At 55.8% G+C, this 18097-nt stretch carries 16 protein-coding genes, 1 tRNA gene and 2 pseudogenes; 12 read left to right on the forward strand and 7 right to left on the reverse strand.

All coding sequences use genetic code 11. The features are described 5' to 3' along the window. The first annotated feature begins 136 nt into the window (after positions 1 to 136). Positions 137 to 1978 (forward strand): RNA polymerase sigma factor RpoD, encoded by a 1842-nt coding sequence (rpoD, locus tag A1WC_RS03915; protein ID WP_008806539.1) that lies wholly within the window; start codon positions 137 to 139, stop codon positions 1976 to 1978. A 99-nt stretch (positions 1979 to 2077) separates the two neighbouring features. Here rpoD and mug read toward each other — a convergent pair whose 3' ends face one another. Then, positions 2078 to 2584, reverse strand: coding sequence for a G/U mismatch-specific DNA glycosylase (mug, locus tag A1WC_RS03910; RefSeq protein WP_002917636.1), 507 nt, complete (start codon positions 2582 to 2584; stop codon positions 2078 to 2080). A gap of 124 nt (positions 2585 to 2708) precedes the next feature. Here mug and A1WC_RS03905 point away from each other — a divergent pair. Then, a tRNA-Ile gene (locus A1WC_RS03905) sits at positions 2709 to 2784 on the forward strand. 159 nt (positions 2785 to 2943) lie between these two features. Here A1WC_RS03905 and A1WC_RS03900 read toward each other — a convergent pair. Together A1WC_RS03900 and A1WC_RS26715 are read right to left on the reverse strand one after the other, a co-directional pair. After that, positions 2944 to 3516 (reverse strand): GNAT family N-acetyltransferase, encoded by a 573-nt coding sequence (locus A1WC_RS03900; RefSeq protein WP_008806541.1) that lies wholly within the window; start codon positions 3514 to 3516, stop codon positions 2944 to 2946. 92 nt (positions 3517 to 3608) lie between these two features. Further along, a complete protein-coding gene (locus A1WC_RS26715) occupies positions 3609 to 3836 on the reverse strand; it encodes a hypothetical protein (protein WP_223168545.1) in 228 nt (75 codons plus the stop codon). Between the two features lie 755 nt (positions 3837 to 4591). Between A1WC_RS26715 and A1WC_RS03895 the strand changes: the two genes are divergently transcribed. Together A1WC_RS03895 and A1WC_RS0125370 are read left to right on the forward strand one after the other, a co-directional pair. After that, on the forward strand, positions 4592 to 5437 hold the full coding sequence (locus A1WC_RS03895) for an MBL fold metallo-hydrolase (RefSeq protein ID WP_008806543.1): 846 nt from the start codon (positions 4592 to 4594) through the stop codon (positions 5435 to 5437). Positions 5438 to 5746: 309 nt separating this feature from the next. After that, a complete protein-coding gene (locus tag A1WC_RS0125370) occupies positions 5747 to 6019 on the forward strand; it encodes a hypothetical protein (protein WP_032691249.1) in 273 nt (90 codons plus the stop codon). 68 nt (positions 6020 to 6087) lie between these two features. Here the strand turns inward: A1WC_RS0125370 and A1WC_RS03890 are convergent, their stop codons facing one another. Next, the gene (locus A1WC_RS03890) at positions 6088 to 6453 is read right to left on the reverse strand and encodes an HdeA/HdeB family chaperone (RefSeq protein WP_163613462.1); all 366 of its coding nucleotides are present in this window, start codon (positions 6451 to 6453) and stop codon (positions 6088 to 6090) included. A 300-nt stretch (positions 6454 to 6753) separates the two neighbouring features. On the opposite strand from A1WC_RS03890, the gene evgA reads away from it, so the two are divergent. Both evgA and A1WC_RS03880 read left to right on the forward strand, forming a co-directional pair. Beyond that, a complete protein-coding gene (evgA, locus tag A1WC_RS03885; protein WP_008806546.1) occupies positions 6754 to 7368 on the forward strand; it encodes an acid-sensing system DNA-binding response regulator EvgA in 615 nt (204 codons plus the stop codon). A 4-nt stretch (positions 7369 to 7372) separates the two neighbouring features. Beyond that, positions 7373 to 10615 carry an ATP-binding protein gene (locus tag A1WC_RS03880; protein ID WP_016161848.1) on the forward strand — a complete coding sequence of 1081 codons (3243 nt, stop codon included), beginning with the start codon at positions 7373 to 7375 and terminating at the stop codon, positions 10613 to 10615. 90 nt (positions 10616 to 10705) lie between these two features. On the opposite strand, the gene A1WC_RS03875 is transcribed toward A1WC_RS03880, so the two are convergent. Beyond that, the gene (locus A1WC_RS03875) at positions 10706 to 11368 is read right to left on the reverse strand and encodes a YfdX family protein (RefSeq protein WP_162493302.1); all 663 of its coding nucleotides are present in this window, start codon (positions 11366 to 11368) and stop codon (positions 10706 to 10708) included. Between the two features lie 237 nt (positions 11369 to 11605). On the opposite strand from A1WC_RS03875, the gene A1WC_RS03870 reads away from it, so the two are divergent. The 3 genes and pseudogenes from A1WC_RS03870 to A1WC_RS27665 all read left to right on the forward strand — a co-directional run. Continuing rightward, positions 11606 to 12181 (forward strand): HdeD family acid-resistance protein, encoded by a 576-nt coding sequence (locus A1WC_RS03870; RefSeq protein ID WP_012540525.1) that lies wholly within the window; start codon positions 11606 to 11608, stop codon positions 12179 to 12181. A 26-nt stretch (positions 12182 to 12207) separates the two neighbouring features. Continuing rightward, positions 12208 to 12513 carry an acid-activated periplasmic chaperone HdeB gene (gene hdeB, locus A1WC_RS03865; RefSeq protein WP_016161849.1) on the forward strand — a complete coding sequence of 102 codons (306 nt, stop codon included), beginning with the start codon at positions 12208 to 12210 and terminating at the stop codon, positions 12511 to 12513. Positions 12514 to 12589: 76 nt separating this feature from the next. After that, positions 12590 to 12667 (forward strand): annotated as a pseudogene (locus A1WC_RS27665) (cobalamin adenosyltransferase); the annotation flags it as partial. On the opposite strand, the gene dhaR reads toward A1WC_RS27665, so the two are convergent. Together dhaR and A1WC_RS03855 are read right to left on the reverse strand one after the other, a co-directional pair. Then, positions 12645 to 14570, reverse strand: coding sequence for a dihydroxyacetone kinase operon transcriptional regulator DhaR (gene dhaR, locus A1WC_RS03860; protein ID WP_016161850.1), 1926 nt, complete (start codon positions 14568 to 14570; stop codon positions 12645 to 12647). The pseudogene A1WC_RS27665 and the gene dhaR sit on opposite strands and share 23 nt — an antisense overlap. A 101-nt stretch (positions 14571 to 14671) precedes the next feature. Continuing rightward, a complete protein-coding gene (locus A1WC_RS03855) occupies positions 14672 to 15769 on the reverse strand; it encodes a glycerol dehydrogenase (RefSeq protein ID WP_008806556.1) in 1098 nt (365 codons plus the stop codon). 252 nt (positions 15770 to 16021) lie between these two features. Here A1WC_RS03855 and A1WC_RS27670 point away from each other — a divergent pair. The 3 genes and pseudogenes from A1WC_RS27670 (at position 16022) to dhaL (ending at position 18093) form a co-directional block, all read left to right on the forward strand. Then, positions 16022 to 16224, forward strand: a pseudogene (locus A1WC_RS27670) (hypothetical protein). A gap of 155 nt (positions 16225 to 16379) precedes the next feature. Continuing rightward, positions 16380 to 17450: a dihydroxyacetone kinase subunit DhaK gene (gene dhaK / locus A1WC_RS03850; RefSeq protein WP_016161851.1), complete on the forward strand. Its 1071-nt coding sequence runs from the start codon at positions 16380 to 16382 to the stop codon at positions 17448 to 17450. Positions 17451 to 17460: 10 nt separating this feature from the next. Then, positions 17461 to 18093 carry a dihydroxyacetone kinase subunit DhaL gene (dhaL, locus tag A1WC_RS03845; RefSeq protein WP_008806558.1) on the forward strand — a complete coding sequence of 211 codons (633 nt, stop codon included), beginning with the start codon at positions 17461 to 17463 and terminating at the stop codon, positions 18091 to 18093. Positions 18094 to 18097 lie beyond the last annotated feature (4 nt).

Raw genomic sequence — 18097 nt, forward strand, 5'->3', positions numbered from 1 at the left:
GTGCCGAGTATCGATCGGGAAGCCCCCGACAGCCGCGCAGAGGCGCAGCGGCAATAATATAAGTACGCCCTCGCTTTAAATGTCGACAGCCCGCCTGCCGACACCAATCAAACGAATTAAGTGTGGATACCGTCTTATGGAGCAAAACCCGCAGTCACAGCTGAAGCTTCTTGTCCAACGTGGTAAGGAGCAAGGCTATCTGACCTATGCCGAGGTCAATGACCATCTGCCGGAAGATATCGTCGATTCCGATCAGATCGAAGACATCATCCAAATGATCAACGACATGGGTATTCAGGTGATGGAAGAAGCACCGGATGCCGATGATCTGATGCTTGCCGAAAACACCGCGGATGAAGATGCTGCCGAAGCTGCCGCGCAGGTGCTCTCCAGCGTGGAATCCGAAATCGGACGCACGACCGACCCGGTGCGCATGTACATGCGTGAAATGGGTACCGTAGAGCTGCTGACCCGTGAAGGCGAAATCGACATCGCCAAACGCATCGAAGATGGGATCAACCAGGTCCAGTGCTCCGTTGCCGAATACCCGGAAGCGATCACCTACCTGCTTGAGCAGTACGACCGCGTCGAAGCGGAAGAAGCCCGTCTGTCCGATCTGATCACCGGTTTCGTCGATCCGAACGCCGAAGAAGACATGGCGCCGACCGCCACGCACGTTGGCTCCGAGCTGTCTCAGGAAGAGATGGATGACGACGAAGACGAAGATGAAGATGACGACGCCGACGACAACAGCGATGACGACAACAGCATCGACCCAGAGCTGGCCCGTGAGAAGTTCGCCGAGCTGCGTACCCAGTACGAGCTGACGCGCGACACCATCAAAGCCAAAGGTCGTAGCCATGCCGCCGCGCAGGAAGAGATCCTGAAGCTGTCTGAAGTCTTCAAGCAGTTCCGCCTGGTGCCGAAGCAGTTCGATTACCTGGTCAACAGCATGCGCAGCATGATGGATCGCGTTCGTACTCAGGAACGTATCATCATGAAGCTGTGCGTTGAGCAGTGCAAAATGCCGAAGAAAAACTTCATCACGCTGTTCACCGGCAACGAAACCAGCGAAACCTGGTTCAACGCTGCGGTAGCAATGAACAAGCCGTGGTCCGAGAAGCTGCTGGAAGTGAAAGAAGACGTGCAGCGCGGCCTGCAGAAGCTGCAGCAGATCGAAGAAGAGACCGGCCTGACCATCGAACAGGTGAAAGACATCAACCGTCGCATGTCCATCGGTGAAGCGAAAGCCCGCCGTGCGAAGAAAGAGATGGTGGAAGCGAACTTGCGTCTGGTTATCTCTATCGCCAAGAAATACACCAACCGTGGTCTGCAGTTCCTCGATCTGATTCAGGAAGGCAACATCGGTCTGATGAAAGCGGTTGATAAGTTCGAATACCGTCGCGGCTACAAGTTCTCGACCTACGCTACCTGGTGGATCCGTCAGGCGATCACCCGCTCCATCGCGGATCAGGCGCGCACCATCCGTATTCCGGTGCATATGATTGAGACCATTAACAAGCTCAACCGTATCTCCCGTCAGATGCTGCAGGAGATGGGCCGTGAACCGACCCCGGAAGAGCTGGCTGAGCGGATGCTGATGCCGGAAGACAAAATCCGTAAGGTGCTGAAGATCGCCAAAGAGCCTATCTCCATGGAAACGCCGATCGGCGACGATGAAGATTCGCATCTGGGGGATTTTATCGAGGATACCACCCTCGAGCTGCCGCTGGATTCCGCGACCACCGAGAGCCTGCGTGCGGCAACGCACGACGTGCTGGCCGGCCTTACCGCTCGTGAAGCGAAAGTCCTGCGTATGCGTTTCGGTATCGACATGAACACCGACCACACGCTGGAAGAAGTGGGTAAACAGTTCGACGTTACCCGCGAACGTATCCGTCAGATCGAAGCGAAGGCGCTGCGTAAACTGCGCCACCCGAGCCGTTCTGAAGTGCTGCGTAGCTTCCTCGACGATTAATCGTCGCGGGACATCGTCCACAGCCGGTTAAAAAGCTCCCTGCGGGGAGCTTTTTTTATGGCGTTCAGGTGGCCATCCGGGGAAAGTCGCCTCTCTCCGCTACTGGCCGCGGGTCGCCAGGGCATCATCCAGTTCACGATAGGCCGCCACCAGCTTATCGAGCGTCGCCCGGTTTAAGCCGCTGGGATTGGGCAGCACCCAGACCTGGGTCGTCCCGATGGTCATAGCCTGTTTCCCCCACTTCGCGCCGCGCTGGTTAAAGGCGAGCTCGAAGGCCTGCTTGCCGAGCACCGCCAGCGCCTGCGGCTGATACTCCTCAATCTTCCTCACCAGCTCACGGCCACCGCTGCGCAGCTCCTGCAGGGCGACCTCGCTGGCCTGCACCGTCGGTCGCTCTACCAGCATGGTGATGCCGCAGCGCGTATCCAGCAGCTGCAGCTCCTCTTCCGGCCTGAGCTGTCGATCGGTGAATCCGGCCTGATGGATGACCTTCCAGAAGCGATTGCCAGGATGGGCAAAATGAAAGCCGGTATGGGCGGAGGACTTCCCCGGGTTGATACCGCAAAAGACAACGCGCAGGCCCGGCGCAAGGATATCGCTAATCATGTTTTCTCCGGCTGTATGGCTAAAACATGATTATAAAGGATTGAAAATGCATTGTTTATAAAAACAGCAGCTGCGCGCTTTACGCTGGATTGCAACCGTCAGTTACTTTATAATCCCTCGCCACGGCCCCTTAGCTCAGTGGTTAGAGCAGGCGACTCATAATCGCTTGGTCGTTGGTTCAAACCCAACAGGGGCCACCAGATATCAAGGGCTTACGTGCAAACGTAGGCCCTTTTCCTTTTCAGCCTTCCCTGAAGAGAACAGCGATCGGCAAACCACCGGCTTAACCTGGACCTGCGCTTATGCCGACAGGCGCCGAAGACGCCCGCCGGGTATACCGCACTATTTCAGCCCAACGCTCAGGAGGTCGGTAATGCCATCATGTGGTACTTATTGCCATTGAAGTTAAAGAAACCGACGTCTTCAAACTGGTTGCGGGTATGAAACGCATACGAGCGCGGGTTCAGTACATTGACGAAAGTAACGATGACGGGATAACGCGGGGCGAACACCTTGCGCTGATACTCAAGCAGCAACTCGCCCACGCCCTGACCACGATACTCTTCTGCGACGCAGATGGGGCCATACTGATATGAGCTAGCCGCATCCAGTTTTTTCCCCTGGTAGCGATATTCGTTGAGAATACTTGCCATATATTTAAACATGGGCCAGGGGCTGAGAAATTCCCACGATCCGCCGAGCAACAGGCCAATAACCTTGTTACATGAACGATCAACAGCGATCACTACACCACTTTCGGCTGAACTCAGTTCGCTTAATTGCTGCTGCGTCATATCGGTGGTGACAAATCCATTCGCCCGCTGCTCGCCTGCAAGATTTTTAGCGTGATAGCGCTCCAGCAATTGTTTCACCTCAGGGATGTCTACGTCTTGCGCCAGACGAATGACGATATTTTCATTGACCATTGCCATTTCATACTCCTGTAAAATATTTTACTGAAAGCGTCACCATCATCGCACCCACGGTGACAAACAGAACTTTGCGAATGATTTCACCATTGTTTTTAATGGCGGGCAGAACCATAAGCGCCATGTACCTCTGCATTTTTTGCTTCAATATAATCAGTACAGGCGGGAATGATGGAGGACTGGGTGATTTGCCGGATATAAAATTGCGGTAGTTTCCATATTACATAACAGTCCTCTTCAAGCCTTTTCCTGAATTCGTCTGTTGGTATGGGAAGCGCGTCTTTGATACGATCGGCGATTGATAGAATAATTCCATTCTTCATAAACATACCCTGTCCTGAAGCTACCAGTATAATAAGATTTGTTTCACTATTTATCTGAATAACGCATTCAGATATTTCCATTTCATTCTAAATAGTGCGGTCAATTTATAACGCAGATTTATTAACCCCTTCAAGATAGCGGATAAAATCCAGACGATCTTTTTACCTTGCGAGCTGATTACAATCCTTTAAATTTTAACTACATAATTTTTATAAAACTTTATCCTGCCGGGATAAAGCTGAATCAGTTCAGCTAAATATTGTCAACAATTCATTAATAACAAATAGAAATAAGATATATCAACATTAGCAATGCTACTGGATACGACGTTTCTCAAGTCAGTTCAGCGATGCGGGCAATTGCGCATTTCCATCCCTGCAGCCCTCAGGATCGTGGATGTCGAACGGCCCGACCTGACGGTCGCGTTCATTCGGTCTACCACGAGGGCGTGGCGTAATACCGGCATACTCATAGACAGGTTAAGTTGTCAGGAATGAAAGACAGTGATTGCCCTGCCACCGCTGCCATTGACACGATAGTTGCCGCGTCTGCATTAATAGCTAACTCAAGCAAGAAGCGGGCTTTGCGAATTTTTTAGCTGTGCCCATTCTTTTTCCTGCAGGTGGCTAGCCAGCATTAACGTGCAAGCCAAATGTTGGTGAATTGCTTATCCGCAATGAATGTGGCATAACACCGGTCCATAATAGAAAGAGTTTCCTTTTCATATTGTTGGCGCAACATCGAGGATTTGCTGATGCAATTAACGGTTCTGGTTGATAATAATACATTAATTGACAGGTATCTTGTCGGTGAGCCTGGTGTATCCTATCTGATTGAGCATGATGGACAAAAAATCCTTTTCGATACCGGATATTCGGATGTTTTTTTGCAGAATGCGCAAACGTTGCAAATTGATTTAACCACCATCGATAGTATCGTTTTATCGCATGGGCATAACGATCATACCTGGGGCCTCAATCATTTAACCCAACATTATGATCGCCTAAATTTCACGCCTGAGAGAAAGATAAACTTAGTTTGCCATCCAGATGCATTAAACCCAAAGTATTTTGATGCAAAATCTATAGGGATCAACTACAGATTCGATCAAAATGATCTCTTCTTCGATAAAATTTGCAGCAAAAAACCTTATCCACTCACTGAAAACATCATCTTTCTTGGTCAAATACCAAGGGACAATAAATTCGAGATGCTGACACCGGTAGGCCAAACGGTGGATGATAACGGCGAAATCACTGATGATTACGTTATGGATGATTCTGCGTTGGCAATAAAGACAGAAGAGGGACTGGTGGTAGTCACAGGCTGTTCTCACGCGGGAATAGCTAACATTATCGAATATGCCAAACAGGTTACCGGAGAGAATCACATTGTGTCGGTCATTGGCGGATTCCATCTGCAAAATGCCGATGAAGATCGCCTCACGCAGACAGGGGATTATCTTAAAGCATTATCCCCAGATTCCCTCTATCCATGCCATTGTACCGATCTTGCGGCTAAGATTAGCCTGGCGCGTTTTATCAAAATCAACGAGGTCGGCGTTGGGCTAAAACTAGATTTTTCTGCCGCCGGGAAATGAATGCAAAAGAAGGTAGCCGGCACGCAGGAGAGCAAACGGCAGCAGCGGCAGCAGCGGCAGCGGCAGCGGCAGCGGCAGCGGCAGCGGCAGCAACCAGGCTCGTTAAAATTCAGGTCAATATCTGAAAAATAACCATCGCCTGCGCCAGCTGATCGAAATCAATACTCCTCTCTCGCCCCTCTTATATATAACCCGTTGACTCACAAAAAGGATGAAATGATGAAAATACGGGATATATCAATCAGTACCTGTCTGGCATTGTTATTAATGGGTTGCGTAGCTAAACCGCCAATGGCGACGGAAAGTGAAATGAAAGAGGCCGCCGCCTTTGCTTTTAATGTCGATGCTTCACAGGTGACAATTTCCGATGCGAAGCAGCAGGATGTGAAAACCAATTTTGTGGCCACCATCGGCAAAACCAGCCATCGATGCTATGTGACAAAAGCCGCCGAGCCGAAACTTTACGGACTGATCCCACTGGGCGGCGGCAGTACCGTCTCGGATGCCATCTGTGCCGGCAGCAACCCGACGCCAGCGAGCAAAACCTGCGACGCCCTGTCGAAAAAAGCGGGCCGCTGCTGAGCCTTTGCGCAGGAGAAGGCCGCTGACTGCACACTTAGTCACTTTTCCTGCCGCTTTACCGCGGTCGCTTAATTCAGCGACCGCACCTGCTGATAAGAATTGAGCCGTTCACGCAGCGAAGTCAGCCAGACATCTGGCTCCTGGCGGCAGATTTCGGTGAGGATCGGCGTCAGCACCAGCTCAGCTTCATGGAAGTCGGTCCACTCCGGCGGCTGCAGAGAAAAAGGATCGTTCATCAACCAGATCACCATCGGCGTCCAGGTGCGCGGGTCCAGTTGCAGATAATCCTGACAGCGCATCATATCGCGAGTCCGTACCTCATCGGGTGCGATATTCTTTCCCGCCGCGGCGCTACTTATTGCCAGAACGATTATTCCTGCCATCAGACGTTTCCAACCCCATTTTCGCCAGAGGGCGCGCTTTTCTTTTGCCATTGTTATTATTTACCTGCCAGCTGTTGCCGGAGGGAATTCCGGGCTACTCACCTTAAAAAGAGCAGATTAATCGTTTGCATTTTTTTTAACAGCAGACAGCGCTGAAGTCAGTGAACGCCTGTTCCTACAGCTGTCATCCAGATATGCAAATATATTCGACAAGCACTCATCCACAATATTTTCCCGGCCGAAAACGATTTGTGTTACAATTGCGCCTTATTCCGGCACCGATAAAAATAACCTCCGCCGCACCTGCACCAGGCATCGCCCTTCTTTTTTCATATCAGGATTTACGCCCCCATGAATGCGATAATCATTGACGATCATCCATTGGCACGTATCGCCATTCGCAACCTTCTCGACACCAACGGCATTACCGTCGCGGCAGAACTCGACAGCGGCGCCCATGCGGTGCAGACCGCAGAAAGCATGCAGCCTGACCTGCTGATTGTCGATGTCGATATTCCGGAGCTCAGCGGCATCGACGTTCTGGAGCAGCTGCGCAAACGCCGTTACCGGGGAAAAATTATCGTCATTTCCGCGAAGAATGAACTGTTCTACGGCAAACGCAGCGCCGACTGCGGAGCAAATGGTTTTGTGAGTAAAAAAGAGGGAATGAATAATATCCTCGCCGCAATCGACGCAGCCAATAATGGCTACAGCTATTTCCCCTTTTCACTGGAACGCTTCTGCACCCACGGCATCACCGATCAGGACCGGCTGGATACGCTGTCAACGCAGGAGATGAAGGTGTTCCGCTATATTCTCAGCGGCGTCGACTACACCACCATCGGCAGCAAAATGAATATCAGCAATAAAACGGTAAGTACCTATAAGGTCCGTCTGATGGATAAATTAGGCTGCAGCACCCTGCTTGAGCTATATGACTTTGCGCAACGCAATAAAATAGGGTGATGGCATGGCGGTTCGTCTTATTTTATCCGTCGTTGTCGGGTTGGCGCTGAGTCTCTCTCCTGCCACGTATGCCATGAAACAGCTGGAGCTGAAGAGCCATTCTCATATCGCGGCGATCGATATCCCGCTTAGCGTTAAGGAGAAAGCCTGGCTTGCCGGACAACCGACGTTGACCATCGGCACCTGGCTTCCCGAAATGACACCCATCGTCTATGACGGCGACGAGAAAAGTTATCAGGGCATTAACGCCGACTATCTGGCGCTGATGGCGCACAGCCTCGGACTGAAGGTGATTATCCGCCAGTATGACACCGAGCAGCAGGCGCTCACCGCCCTGGCCGACCGGCAGGTGGATACCCTGCTCACTCAGGTGGCGCACCGGGATGCGCTCGCCCCGGGCCTGGATCAATCCGCGCCGCTGCTTAAAACCTGGCCGGCGCTGGTGATCTCGCTGAAATCCCCCCTGCCGCCGCTGACCACTGACCGCCGCGTTACGCTGGCCTGCACCCGCGAATGCGCCTTTTTCGATATTATTCAGCAGGCGTTTCCCAACGCCAAAATCACCCTTTACGATAGCGACTATCAGGCGCTTGCCTCGGTGGTCAGCGGTGAAAATCAGTATTTCATTGGCAACAACATCACCACTGGCCACTGTATCTCGAAGTATTTCTCGCAATCGTTGGTCATTGCGCACTATTTTCGTCAGCAGGAGCAACACAACCGCTTCGTCACCCGCGACGATCGGCCGGAGTTACACCAGATCCTCGATCGTTTCATTCATGCCATCGACAGCGATACCGCGATGCGGATCATGCAAAACTGGCTCAACCGCGGCGATCTGTCGTTTCTCAATACCCCCCTCCCCTTTAGCGCCGAGGAGCAGCGCTGGCTGCAGAAGCATCGTCGCGTCCGCCTGCTGGTCAACCCCTACTTTCCGCCGTTTACCCTGGTGGATGACGAAGATGAGCTGCGCGGCATCATGGCCGATATGCTGAATATTTTCTCACTGCAGACCGGACTACAGTTTGAACCCATCCTGGTGCGCAATCGCCACGATCTGGCAAAGCGCATGGAAAAAGAGGACTGGGCGATCATGCCCGCCGCCACCCTCAATTCGCAGCCGCAGGCCTACGTCACCCTCAGCGATCCGCTCATTAACGTGGCCTTTGTGCTGGTCGCTCGCGGCAGCGCGCCCGACCCGCATCTGCTGACGCGATCGGCGCGGATCGCCCTGCCGGTGGGGCCGATTGCCGCCCACGACCTGAAAACGCGCTTTCCACAGGTCAACTGGGTGGAGACAGATAACGTTGGTATCGCCATGAAGATGGTGGAAGAAGGCGAAGTGGATGCCGCCGTGGCCTCGGAACTCTCCGCCCGCTATATGATCGATCACTACTATCCGCAGGGCCTGCACTACACCCGCATCGACGGACTCCCGGTCGCTGCCATTCGGCTGGCCATCCCGCGCGATGAACCGGTGCTGGCCGCCATTCTTGGCAAAGCGCTGCAGGCGATTCCACCACGGGATATTCTGCAGATGACCGAGAAGTGGTCGAAAATATCCAGCCAGCAAATCGAGAACTGGAGCCAGTACAGCCGCCAGTTTTACCAGCTGATCGCCTTTGCGCTGGTGCTGATCGCCATCAGCCTCGGCTGGGGACTCTCCCTGTGCCGGGAAGTACGCAAACGCAAAGACTCCCAACAGCGGCTGGAAGACGAGCTGGCGCAGAAGGAGGCGCTCTCCTGTGCGCTGGAGCACGAGAAAGATAAAGCCGTTCAGGCGACAAAAGCGAAGAGTCGCTTTCTGGCCAGCATGAGCCACGAGCTGCGCACGCCGGTGAGCGCCATCGTCGGCTTTCTGGAGCTGCTGGCGAAACCGGAGCTGAACGTCGGCCAGCGTAAAGAGGCGATCGAGCTGGCGGGGTCGACGGCGCAAACCCTGCTGGGACTTATCGGTAATATTCTCGATATCGACAAGATTGAGTCGGGAAAATACCAGATCACCCCGCAGTGGAGCGATGTCGCACAGTTAGTGTCGCAGCAATGCCACACCTTCGACGCGCTGGCGCAGCAAAAGGGCATCGTTCTGCACCACCATAACGCGCTGCAGGAAGGGATCATGCTGTGGCTCGACCCGCAGGCGCTACGGCAAATCCTCAATAATCTCATCGGCAATGCGCTGAAGTTTACCGCCGAGGGTGCGATTCAGGTCAGTTGCCGGCTGGTGCAAGCGGATGAGACGCAGGGGGAGCTGACGCTCATCGTCAGCGACAGCGGCTGCGGGATCAGTGAAGCAGAGCAGGCTACTCTCTTCCACCGCTATGCTCAGGCGCGCCAGGGGCGCCAGCAGACCGGCTCCGGACTGGGGCTGGTCATTTGCAAAGAGCTGGTTGCGCTGATGCAGGGTCGACTGGAGATGGTCAGTCACCCGGGGGTGGGGACAACTTTCACCATCACCCTGCCGGTCAAGGCGAGTCACTGCGCGCTTCATGCGCCGCAGGCATTGCCCACCAGGCCGCAGGCCCTGCCCGGACTGGCGATATTGATAGCGGACGACCACCCCACCAACCGGCTGCTGCTTAAACGCCAGCTCAGCACCATCGGCTATAGCGTCGATGAAGCCTGCGACGGTGAAGAGGCGGAGAATAAGCTCGCCAGCAAACATTACGATCTGCTGATCACGGACCTCAATATGCCCAGGAAAGATGGTCTGGCGCTGGCGGCCTCGTTACGCCGTCGCTATCCGGGCCTGGTCATTTGGGGCGTGACCGCCAGCGCGCTGCCGCAGTCACGGGAGGCGTGTCTGGCCAGCGGCATGAATATGTGTCTGTTTAAGCCGGTGTCGGTTCAGACGCTGAGCCATGAGCTCAGCCGTTTAGCGGGGGGCCGCGCATCACCTAACGTCACCCGGCACCTGAAGCTCAGCGTGCTGACCGAAAATACGGGGGGAGACCAGGCGCTGATGACTGAAATACTGGAGACGTTCCGCGATGCGTCGGCCACAGATTTGCAGGCCGCCGGACAGGCTATCGCCCGGCATGAACCGCAGACCTTTCTGCGAGCGCTGCACCGTCTGCACGGTTCAGCACAAATTCTGGGGATTACTGCGCTACAACAATTGTGCGCCCCTTTTGAGGCTAAGCGACCTGATTCGCTGACGCCGGCAAGCTGTCTGGAGGTGGTACAGCACATCACCGGCGTCATGCGCGAGATCGACGGCGAAATCAACGCCCTGATCGGCCGCTAGCCGTTCCGCTCGGGCAGTCCGCCTGCCCGAGCGTTAAGGGGACATCCATGTCAGTTTCTTCCTCTGCGCTCTCTCAGGGTGGAACGAGGATCAGTTGCCTGCCACCAGCATCTCGCTATCCACCACAATGCCCTCTTCAGCGCCCTTCAGCACCAGATTCGCTTCGTAATACTTCCCGGCTTTCAGCAGTTTTTGCGCCTGCGCCACCGCTTTACGGGTCTGGTTGAGCGGCATCAGATACTGGTTCTCGATCACGCCGATGCCGGCCAGACGCAGGGTATCAATAGCCCCTTTCTGGTCACCTTTCGCCAGCTTTTCGTTGGCAGATTTAATGGCACTCTCTTTTTCCGGTGTGGCCACGTAGTCTTCAGACAGGGCGACGGTCGCGTTGATCACCACATAGCGATCGGCGATCATTTTTGCTGTGGCGTCAGTTTTCACGAACTTCGCCCAGCTGGCGTCATCGGCGGCCAGCAGCGCGGCGGCGTCGTCTGTCAGTTTTTTGGCGCTCTCCGGCTGGCCGTGGAACAGCGCCAGACGGGCGAACTGGACGTCGCGCATCGCGTTCGCGCCCTGCACCGCCACCTGCAGCACATCGGCAGCTTCTTTCTGTACCTGCGCCGTGGCTGCCGCGGTTGGCGCTGCCGTCGCGCTGTCTGCCGCCCACACCGGAGAGGTACCCATCATGGTTGCCAGCAGGCTCGCCAGAATGACTTTTTTCATTGTTAACTCCTGATTAAAATCGGTAAGCATCACCAAACGCAGCCAGCTTAAAAAATATCGTGGTTATTGAGAATCAGAGCCCGGAAGTGATATTGCGGGCCAGGTCTGACAGCTGTCAGACCCGGCGTATAAAGTGACCTCGGCGCTCTTATTTACGCCTGGCGATACCGCGGCCTACTATTTTCCTCAGACATTTCTTTTGGCCCGCGGAATAAACCATACGTTTATTTCAGCGCCAGGCCGCCTACCGGGATCTGCGGAGCAATTATGTTTATGTTTAGCCATTACACTTTAAATGCGTTTAGTCCACGCATCTTCTTACGATATAAACGGCATGCCGGCATGATGGCCGCCCTGCTGTTTATCTGCGGGGCCTGTTGCCTGGCCTGGCCGTTGGTCGCCGGTTGGTATCTCGCCGTCGTCACCGGCATGTTGTTGATGATCTGTGGCTTCTATTCACTGTACAGCTTGATTGTCTTCCGCCAGCAGCACTGGAAATCACGCCTGGTGGCGCTGATCTTCGCCATCGCCTGGATCGTGCTCGGCCTGAGCTTTGTCGTCAATCCCCTCAACGGTATGAGCAGTCTGGCCATTTTATTTGGCTTTTTATTTGTTCTCGGCGGTATTTCCCGCATCGTCAGCGGATGTCAAACCCGAAAACAAAGCGGCGCTGGCTGGAATATTTTTATCGGTTTGCTGGATTTACTTATCGCCTGCCTGTGGCTGGCAATGAACCCGCAGCAAAGCTGGTTATTTATCACCGCGTTTATCGGCGTTGAAATGATATTTAGCGCCATCGGCTTTCTGGTCCTGCGCAATAAGATGAAGCACGCCCAGGCTTAAGCCGTATTTTATCACTGGAGAAGAAAATGAATTTACCTAAAGCACTCGTGTTGACCGCGGCGGCCACCACATTCTGTCTGATGACCAGCCCGGCGTTCGCGGTTCAGGAAACCACACCGCAGAATATGACCTGTCAGGAGTTTATGGATATGAACCCGAAAAGCATGACCCCCGTGGCCTTCTGGGTCGTGAATCGCAACACCGACTTCAGCGGCGGCGACTATGTCGACTGGCATGAAGTCGAAACCGTCTCGGTACCGAAAATGCTGCAGGAGTGCCACAAGAACCCCGCAGCTAAACTTGGCGATCTCAGCGCGGTCATCAAAAAATAACCCTGCTCCCCGGCGTCAGGCCGGGGAAAGTTAACCTCGTTACCCGCCGGACCCGTCTCACTTATCGATACCGCTACGCTACAGCAATCGCCTGTCGGATGCCCTGTTCTCCATGGCGCGTATCGAGGAGACTAGGCCTGATGCTTGCGCTTGAACTGGCTGGCGTCAATATCGTACTGCTTCATTTTGCGCCACAGGGTGGTGCGGCCGATATTGAGCAGCTGCGACATCTCCTGCACCCGCCCGCTGGTCACCCGGGCGGCGTGAATAATAGCTTCCTTTTCGATGGCGCTAAAGGTCAGGCTGGCCGGCAGCAGCGATGACGTGCTATCCCCGCCCGGCCGCTCGGAAAAGAGATATTCCGGCAGATTACTCAGGCGAATGTGGCCGTTGTCGCTGCTGATGGCGATATTCTCAATGACGCTGTTGAGCTCAAAATCATTCCCCGGCCACGAGTAGGCCACCAGCTGCGCCAGCGCGTCATCGTCCACTTTCAGCCGGGAAGAAAAACGCTTCTCCAGGCTTTTCAGGCGGTTATGCACCAGCGACGGAATACTGTTGCGTCGGGCGCGCAGCGGCGGGATGACGATCTCGAACGAGTGCAGCGCATAGTACAGCTGGCGGCTAAAGCGGTTCTGCTCCACCAGGTTGGCCAGATCGACGGTGGTGGTGGCGATCACCTTCACATCCACCGGGATCAGGCGCCGGGCGTCAAGGCGGGTGAGCACTCCCTGCTTAATGACCTGCAGCAGAGCCGACTGCAGCTCCGGCGCCAGATACTCAATCTTTTCCAGAAACAGGGTGCCGCCGTTGGCCAGCTCAAGCCGGCTCAGGCGGCCATTCTCATCATCAGTGGGGGCGCTGCCCATAAAGTCCTGGCCCAACACGCTGTCGGCATACAGCTGGCAGTTGACGGCGATGTAGGGGCCGCCTGCCCGCTCGCTTTCATTGTGGATGGCCTGGCTCAGCAGCTCTTTCCCGACCCCCTCTTCGCCGCACAGCAGCACCGGGAAGCCGCCGCGCGCCGCCTGGCGGCCAAAGTGGATCAGGCGCCGGGTTTCCGGATCGTCAGCAGACATCTGCTCAAAGGTGTGGCTGACTTTACCGAGCTGGCTGGTCATCAGCTGCCGCATCTGCTCCACCGGGTGCAGGAGCAGGATAAAGCTGTTGCCTTGCGCCTCGACAATCGGTTTTAAGGTGATCACCGCGTCGACAAACTGATGCTGGCTTTCAAAGGTGACTTCGACGTGATTCAGGCCGCGGGCGTGTTTGATGGCGCGGCGCAGCAGCGCCGGGAGGGTCACCAGATCGGCGATATTTTTCCCCTGGCTGGCCTGGGCATCAAGATGCAGCAGTCTCGCCGCCTGAACATTGAGAAACTGCAGGACGCCCTGCTCGTTCCACGCCATCACCCCATCGTCCATGCTCTCCAGCAGGCCGTACATCTGATTGAGGTGGCGGTTGGATTCCGCCAGCAGGCTGTCGGTGAGCAGGGAATTGCCCACCTCGCGGGCGATGGCCAGCGTCAGGGAAAGGTCGGCGCTGGATTGATTCTCCACCAGGCAACCGAGGGAGATGGAGCCGAATAGCCGCCCGTGATTATCAAACACCGGCGTCGAACAAAAGCTCCATGGCTGCAGGGCCTGCTTAAAATGCCGATCGCCGACGGTGTTGATCGGCTGCCCCTGCATCGCGGCCAGCGACAGCGCGCAGGTGCCGATAATGCTCTCCGCGCAGTAGCTGCCGTCGCGAAATCCCAGGTCAGCCAGCTGGGCCAGCGTTTGCGGTTCGCCGCAGCGGCTCAGGATGCAGGCGGTCTCATCAAGAATAAACAGCGCGCAGGGGCGACCGTCCATAAACTCCCAGGCATCCTCCAGCGCCGCCTGACCGATGGTCAGCAGCGCGGTTTTACGCCGACAGATAGAGTCGAAGGTCAGGCCCTGGGCCTGGTGCGGCTTTTGCCAGGTTTCACGCTGCATAAACTTGCTGCAGCGATGCCATGACTGGGCGATGACGGCAGAGACCGCCTTCCCGGTATCCTGAGTCTGAACAGTCATACTGTTTTCCGCGTTTTACCATAGAGAACCCCTCCGGCAGCCACTGCCAGAGGGGAGAAAGAAAAACCGCCGACCGGCGCCAGCGGTTTAGCCACCGCGAATTAACGCGCCAGCCACTGCTGGCCTAACAGATCGGCGGTGAGGATAGCGGCGTGCACACTCTCCGGGGTCACCGCGAACGGCATATTGTGGATGGTCTCCCCTTCCGCGCAGGTGGCTTTCGCCACCGCGGCGATTTTCGCGTCGATCCCCTCTTTGACGCCCATCTGCGCGAGGGTCACCGGCAGGCCGACGCGCTGGCAGAAGCCCAGCACCGTTTCAATCTCATCCATCGGGCTGTTCTGCAGCACCAGCTGCGCCAGGGTACCGAAGGCCACTTTCTCACCGTGATACAGATGGTGGCACTCTTCGAGGATAGTGAAGCCATTGTGGATCGCATGGGCGGCGGCCAGGCCGCTGCTTTCAAAGCCGATGCCGCTGAGGTAGGTGTTCGCCTCGATGATGCGCTCCAGCGCTTCGGTCACTACCCCGGCCTGCGCCGCCAGACGGGCCTTTTCGCCCTCCGCCAGCAGCGTATCATAGCACAGGCGGGCGAGGCTCAGCGCCGCCTCGGTGGACTGCCCCCCGGCCATGCTGGTGGCGCGCGCATCGTAGCAGGCCTTGGCCTCGAACCAGGTGGAGAGCGCATCGCCCATGCCGGAGACCAGCAGGCGTACCGGCGCTTTGGCGATAATCGCCGTGTCCATCACCACCATATCCGGGTTTTTCGGATAGATCAGATACTCTTCAAACTCGCCCGCTTCGGTGTAGATCACCGACAGCGCGCTGGTCGGCGCATCGGTCGAGGCGATGGTCGGGATCACCACCACCGGCAGTTTTTGGTAGTAACCGATCGCCTTCGCGGTATCGAGGGTTTTACCACCGCCGATCCCGACCACGCCGCGGCAGCCCTGTTTTTGCAAAATCGCCATCAGCCGGTTAATTTCCGCATGGCTGCATTCGCCGTTAAACCGTTCCGCATGGCAGCGAATATCGTGGCTCTGCAGGCCATTCACCACTTTCTCTCCCGCCAGCTTCATCACGAAGTCGTCGGCGATAACGAAGAAGCTCTCCGCCAGGTTTTTGGCATATTGACCGAACAGGACAGCAGCATCAGGACCCTGAAGATATTTGGCTGGAGATTGAATAACTTTTAGCATTCCTTTCACCCTCAAATAAGTGCGCATGTAGACATGAAGAGCCCTGGCGTTATCCGCGCCGGCCGGTAAAGCGTGGCCTGAACGGAACGGTACCGGAGCAGTGCGATCACTGTAGGGCCGGCAGGAAACAAAAAAATCTTTCGCCTTTTTGTTCTGATATGAAACACAGGTTAATTTTTTACGTTCCATATTGGAACAAAAAACCCTGTTCTCTGTCAGGATTGCGATCCCGATCCGCTCATCTGCCGCATAATGCCCTTACCATCCCCCCTTTTCGGCCTTTTTTTCTCCCGCAGCCGGCAGAAAATCAGCAAAAATTTTTTTCCAACCGCTTCGCCAGCTATCCTGACCGCCGCTTATGACAGAAGAAAAAAAGCGCGCCAGCTCGCATTTTCACCGTATCCTCGGCAAAAACGTTCCATAAAGAAACAAAATCAGGAAGCAATGTTTCGTAATGAAACCCGATCGTCGGGGCATTCTTTTTTTCGTCCGCTCAGCCAGAATCATCATATCGCCAGGCACGCTCCACCGTCAGACGATACCCCTACGCGATGACCGCCTCCGCCAGCAGAGAGGCCGCATCGAACCTTCTCCAACGGAGCACTGAATAATGAAAAAGCTGATTAACCGTGTTGAAGATGTACTGAATGAACAATTACAGGGGCTGGCTAAAGCCCATCCGCAGCTGACCCTGCATCAGGACCCGCTATATGTGACCCGCACCGACGCGCCGGTGGCCGGCAAGGTGGCCTTGCTCTCCGGCGGCGGCAGCGGACATGAGCCGATGCACTGCGGCTATATCGGCCAGGGCATGCTCTCTGGCGCCTGCCCGGGGGAAATCTTCACCTCGCCGACGCCGGACAAAATGTTCGAATGCGCGATGCAAATTGACGGCGGCGAAGGCGTTCTGCTGATTATCAAAAACTACACCGGCGATATCCTGAACTTCGAAACCGCTACCGAGCTGCTGCATGAGAGCGGCATTAAAGTCACCACCGTGGTGGTCGACGACGACGTGGCGGTGAAAGACAGTCTCTATACCGCTGGTCGCCGCGGCGTCGCCAATACCGTGTTGATCGAAAAACTGGTCGGCGCCGCCGCCGAGCGCGGTGACTCGCTGGAAGCCTGCGCTGAACTGGGCCGCCGCCTGAACAATCTCGGCCACTCGATTGGTATCGCTCTCGGCGCCTGCACCGTACCGGCCGCCGGGCAGCCCTCCTTTACGCTGAAAGATGACGAGATGGAGTTCGGCGTCGGCATTCACGGCGAGCCGGGCATCGACCGCCGCCACTTCAGCTCGCTGGACCAAACCGTCGATGAGATGTTCGATACCCTGCTGGAGAATGGCGCCTACAGCCGCACGCTGCGCCAGTGGGATACCGTCAAGGGCGCGTGGCAGGAAGTGAAGCAGAGCAAAACCGCGCTGCAAAACGGCGACCGGGTCATCGCGCTGGTCAATAACCTCGGCGCCACCCCGCTGTCCGAACTGTACGGCGTGTATCACCGTCTCGCCCAGCGCTGCGAAGCGTCTGGCATCATCATCGAACGCAACCTCATCGGCAGCTACTGCACCTCGCTGGATATGTCGGGCTTCTCCATCACCCTGCTGAAAGTGGATGACGAGACGCTGACGCTATGGGACGCCCCGGTTCATACCCCGGCGCTGAACTGGGGAAACTAAGGAGCACGACATGTCACTGAACAGAACGCAAATCGTCGACTGGCTGTACCGCTGCGGCGACATTTTCACCAAAGAGAGCGATTTTCTCACCGGCCTCGATAAAGAGATCGGCGACGCCGACCACGGCCTCAATATGCACCGCGGCTTTAGTAAAGTGGTCGAAAAGCTGCCGTCGATCGCCGATAAAGACATCGGTTTTATCCTGAAAAATACCGGCATGACGCTGCTCTCCAACGTTGGCGGCGCCAGCGGCCCGCTGTTCGGCACCTTCTTCATTCGCGCCGCGCAGGTCACTCAGGCCCACCAGAGCCTGACCCTCGACGAACTGTACCTGATGATCCGCGAAGGCGCGGACGGGGTGGTCAACCGCGGCAAAGCGGAGCCAGGGGATAAAACCATGTGCGACGTCTGGCTGCCGGTGGCGGACTCCCTGCGCCAGTCCAGCGAGCAGCACCTGTCGATCGCCGCCGCGCTGGATGCCGCCTGCGAAGTGGCCGAGCGTGCGGCCCACGCCACCATCACCATGCAGGCGCGTAAAGGCCGCGCCAGCTATCTCGGCGAGCGCAGCATCGGACATCAGGATCCCGGCGCAACCTCGGTGCTATTTATGGTTCAGATGCTGGCCGCCGCCGCCAAAGAGTAAGGAA

Origin of the sequence: Klebsiella sp. KTE92, assembly GCF_000398905.1 — a bacterium.
Classification (GTDB): Bacteria; Pseudomonadota; Gammaproteobacteria; order Enterobacterales; family Enterobacteriaceae; genus Klebsiella; species Klebsiella variicola.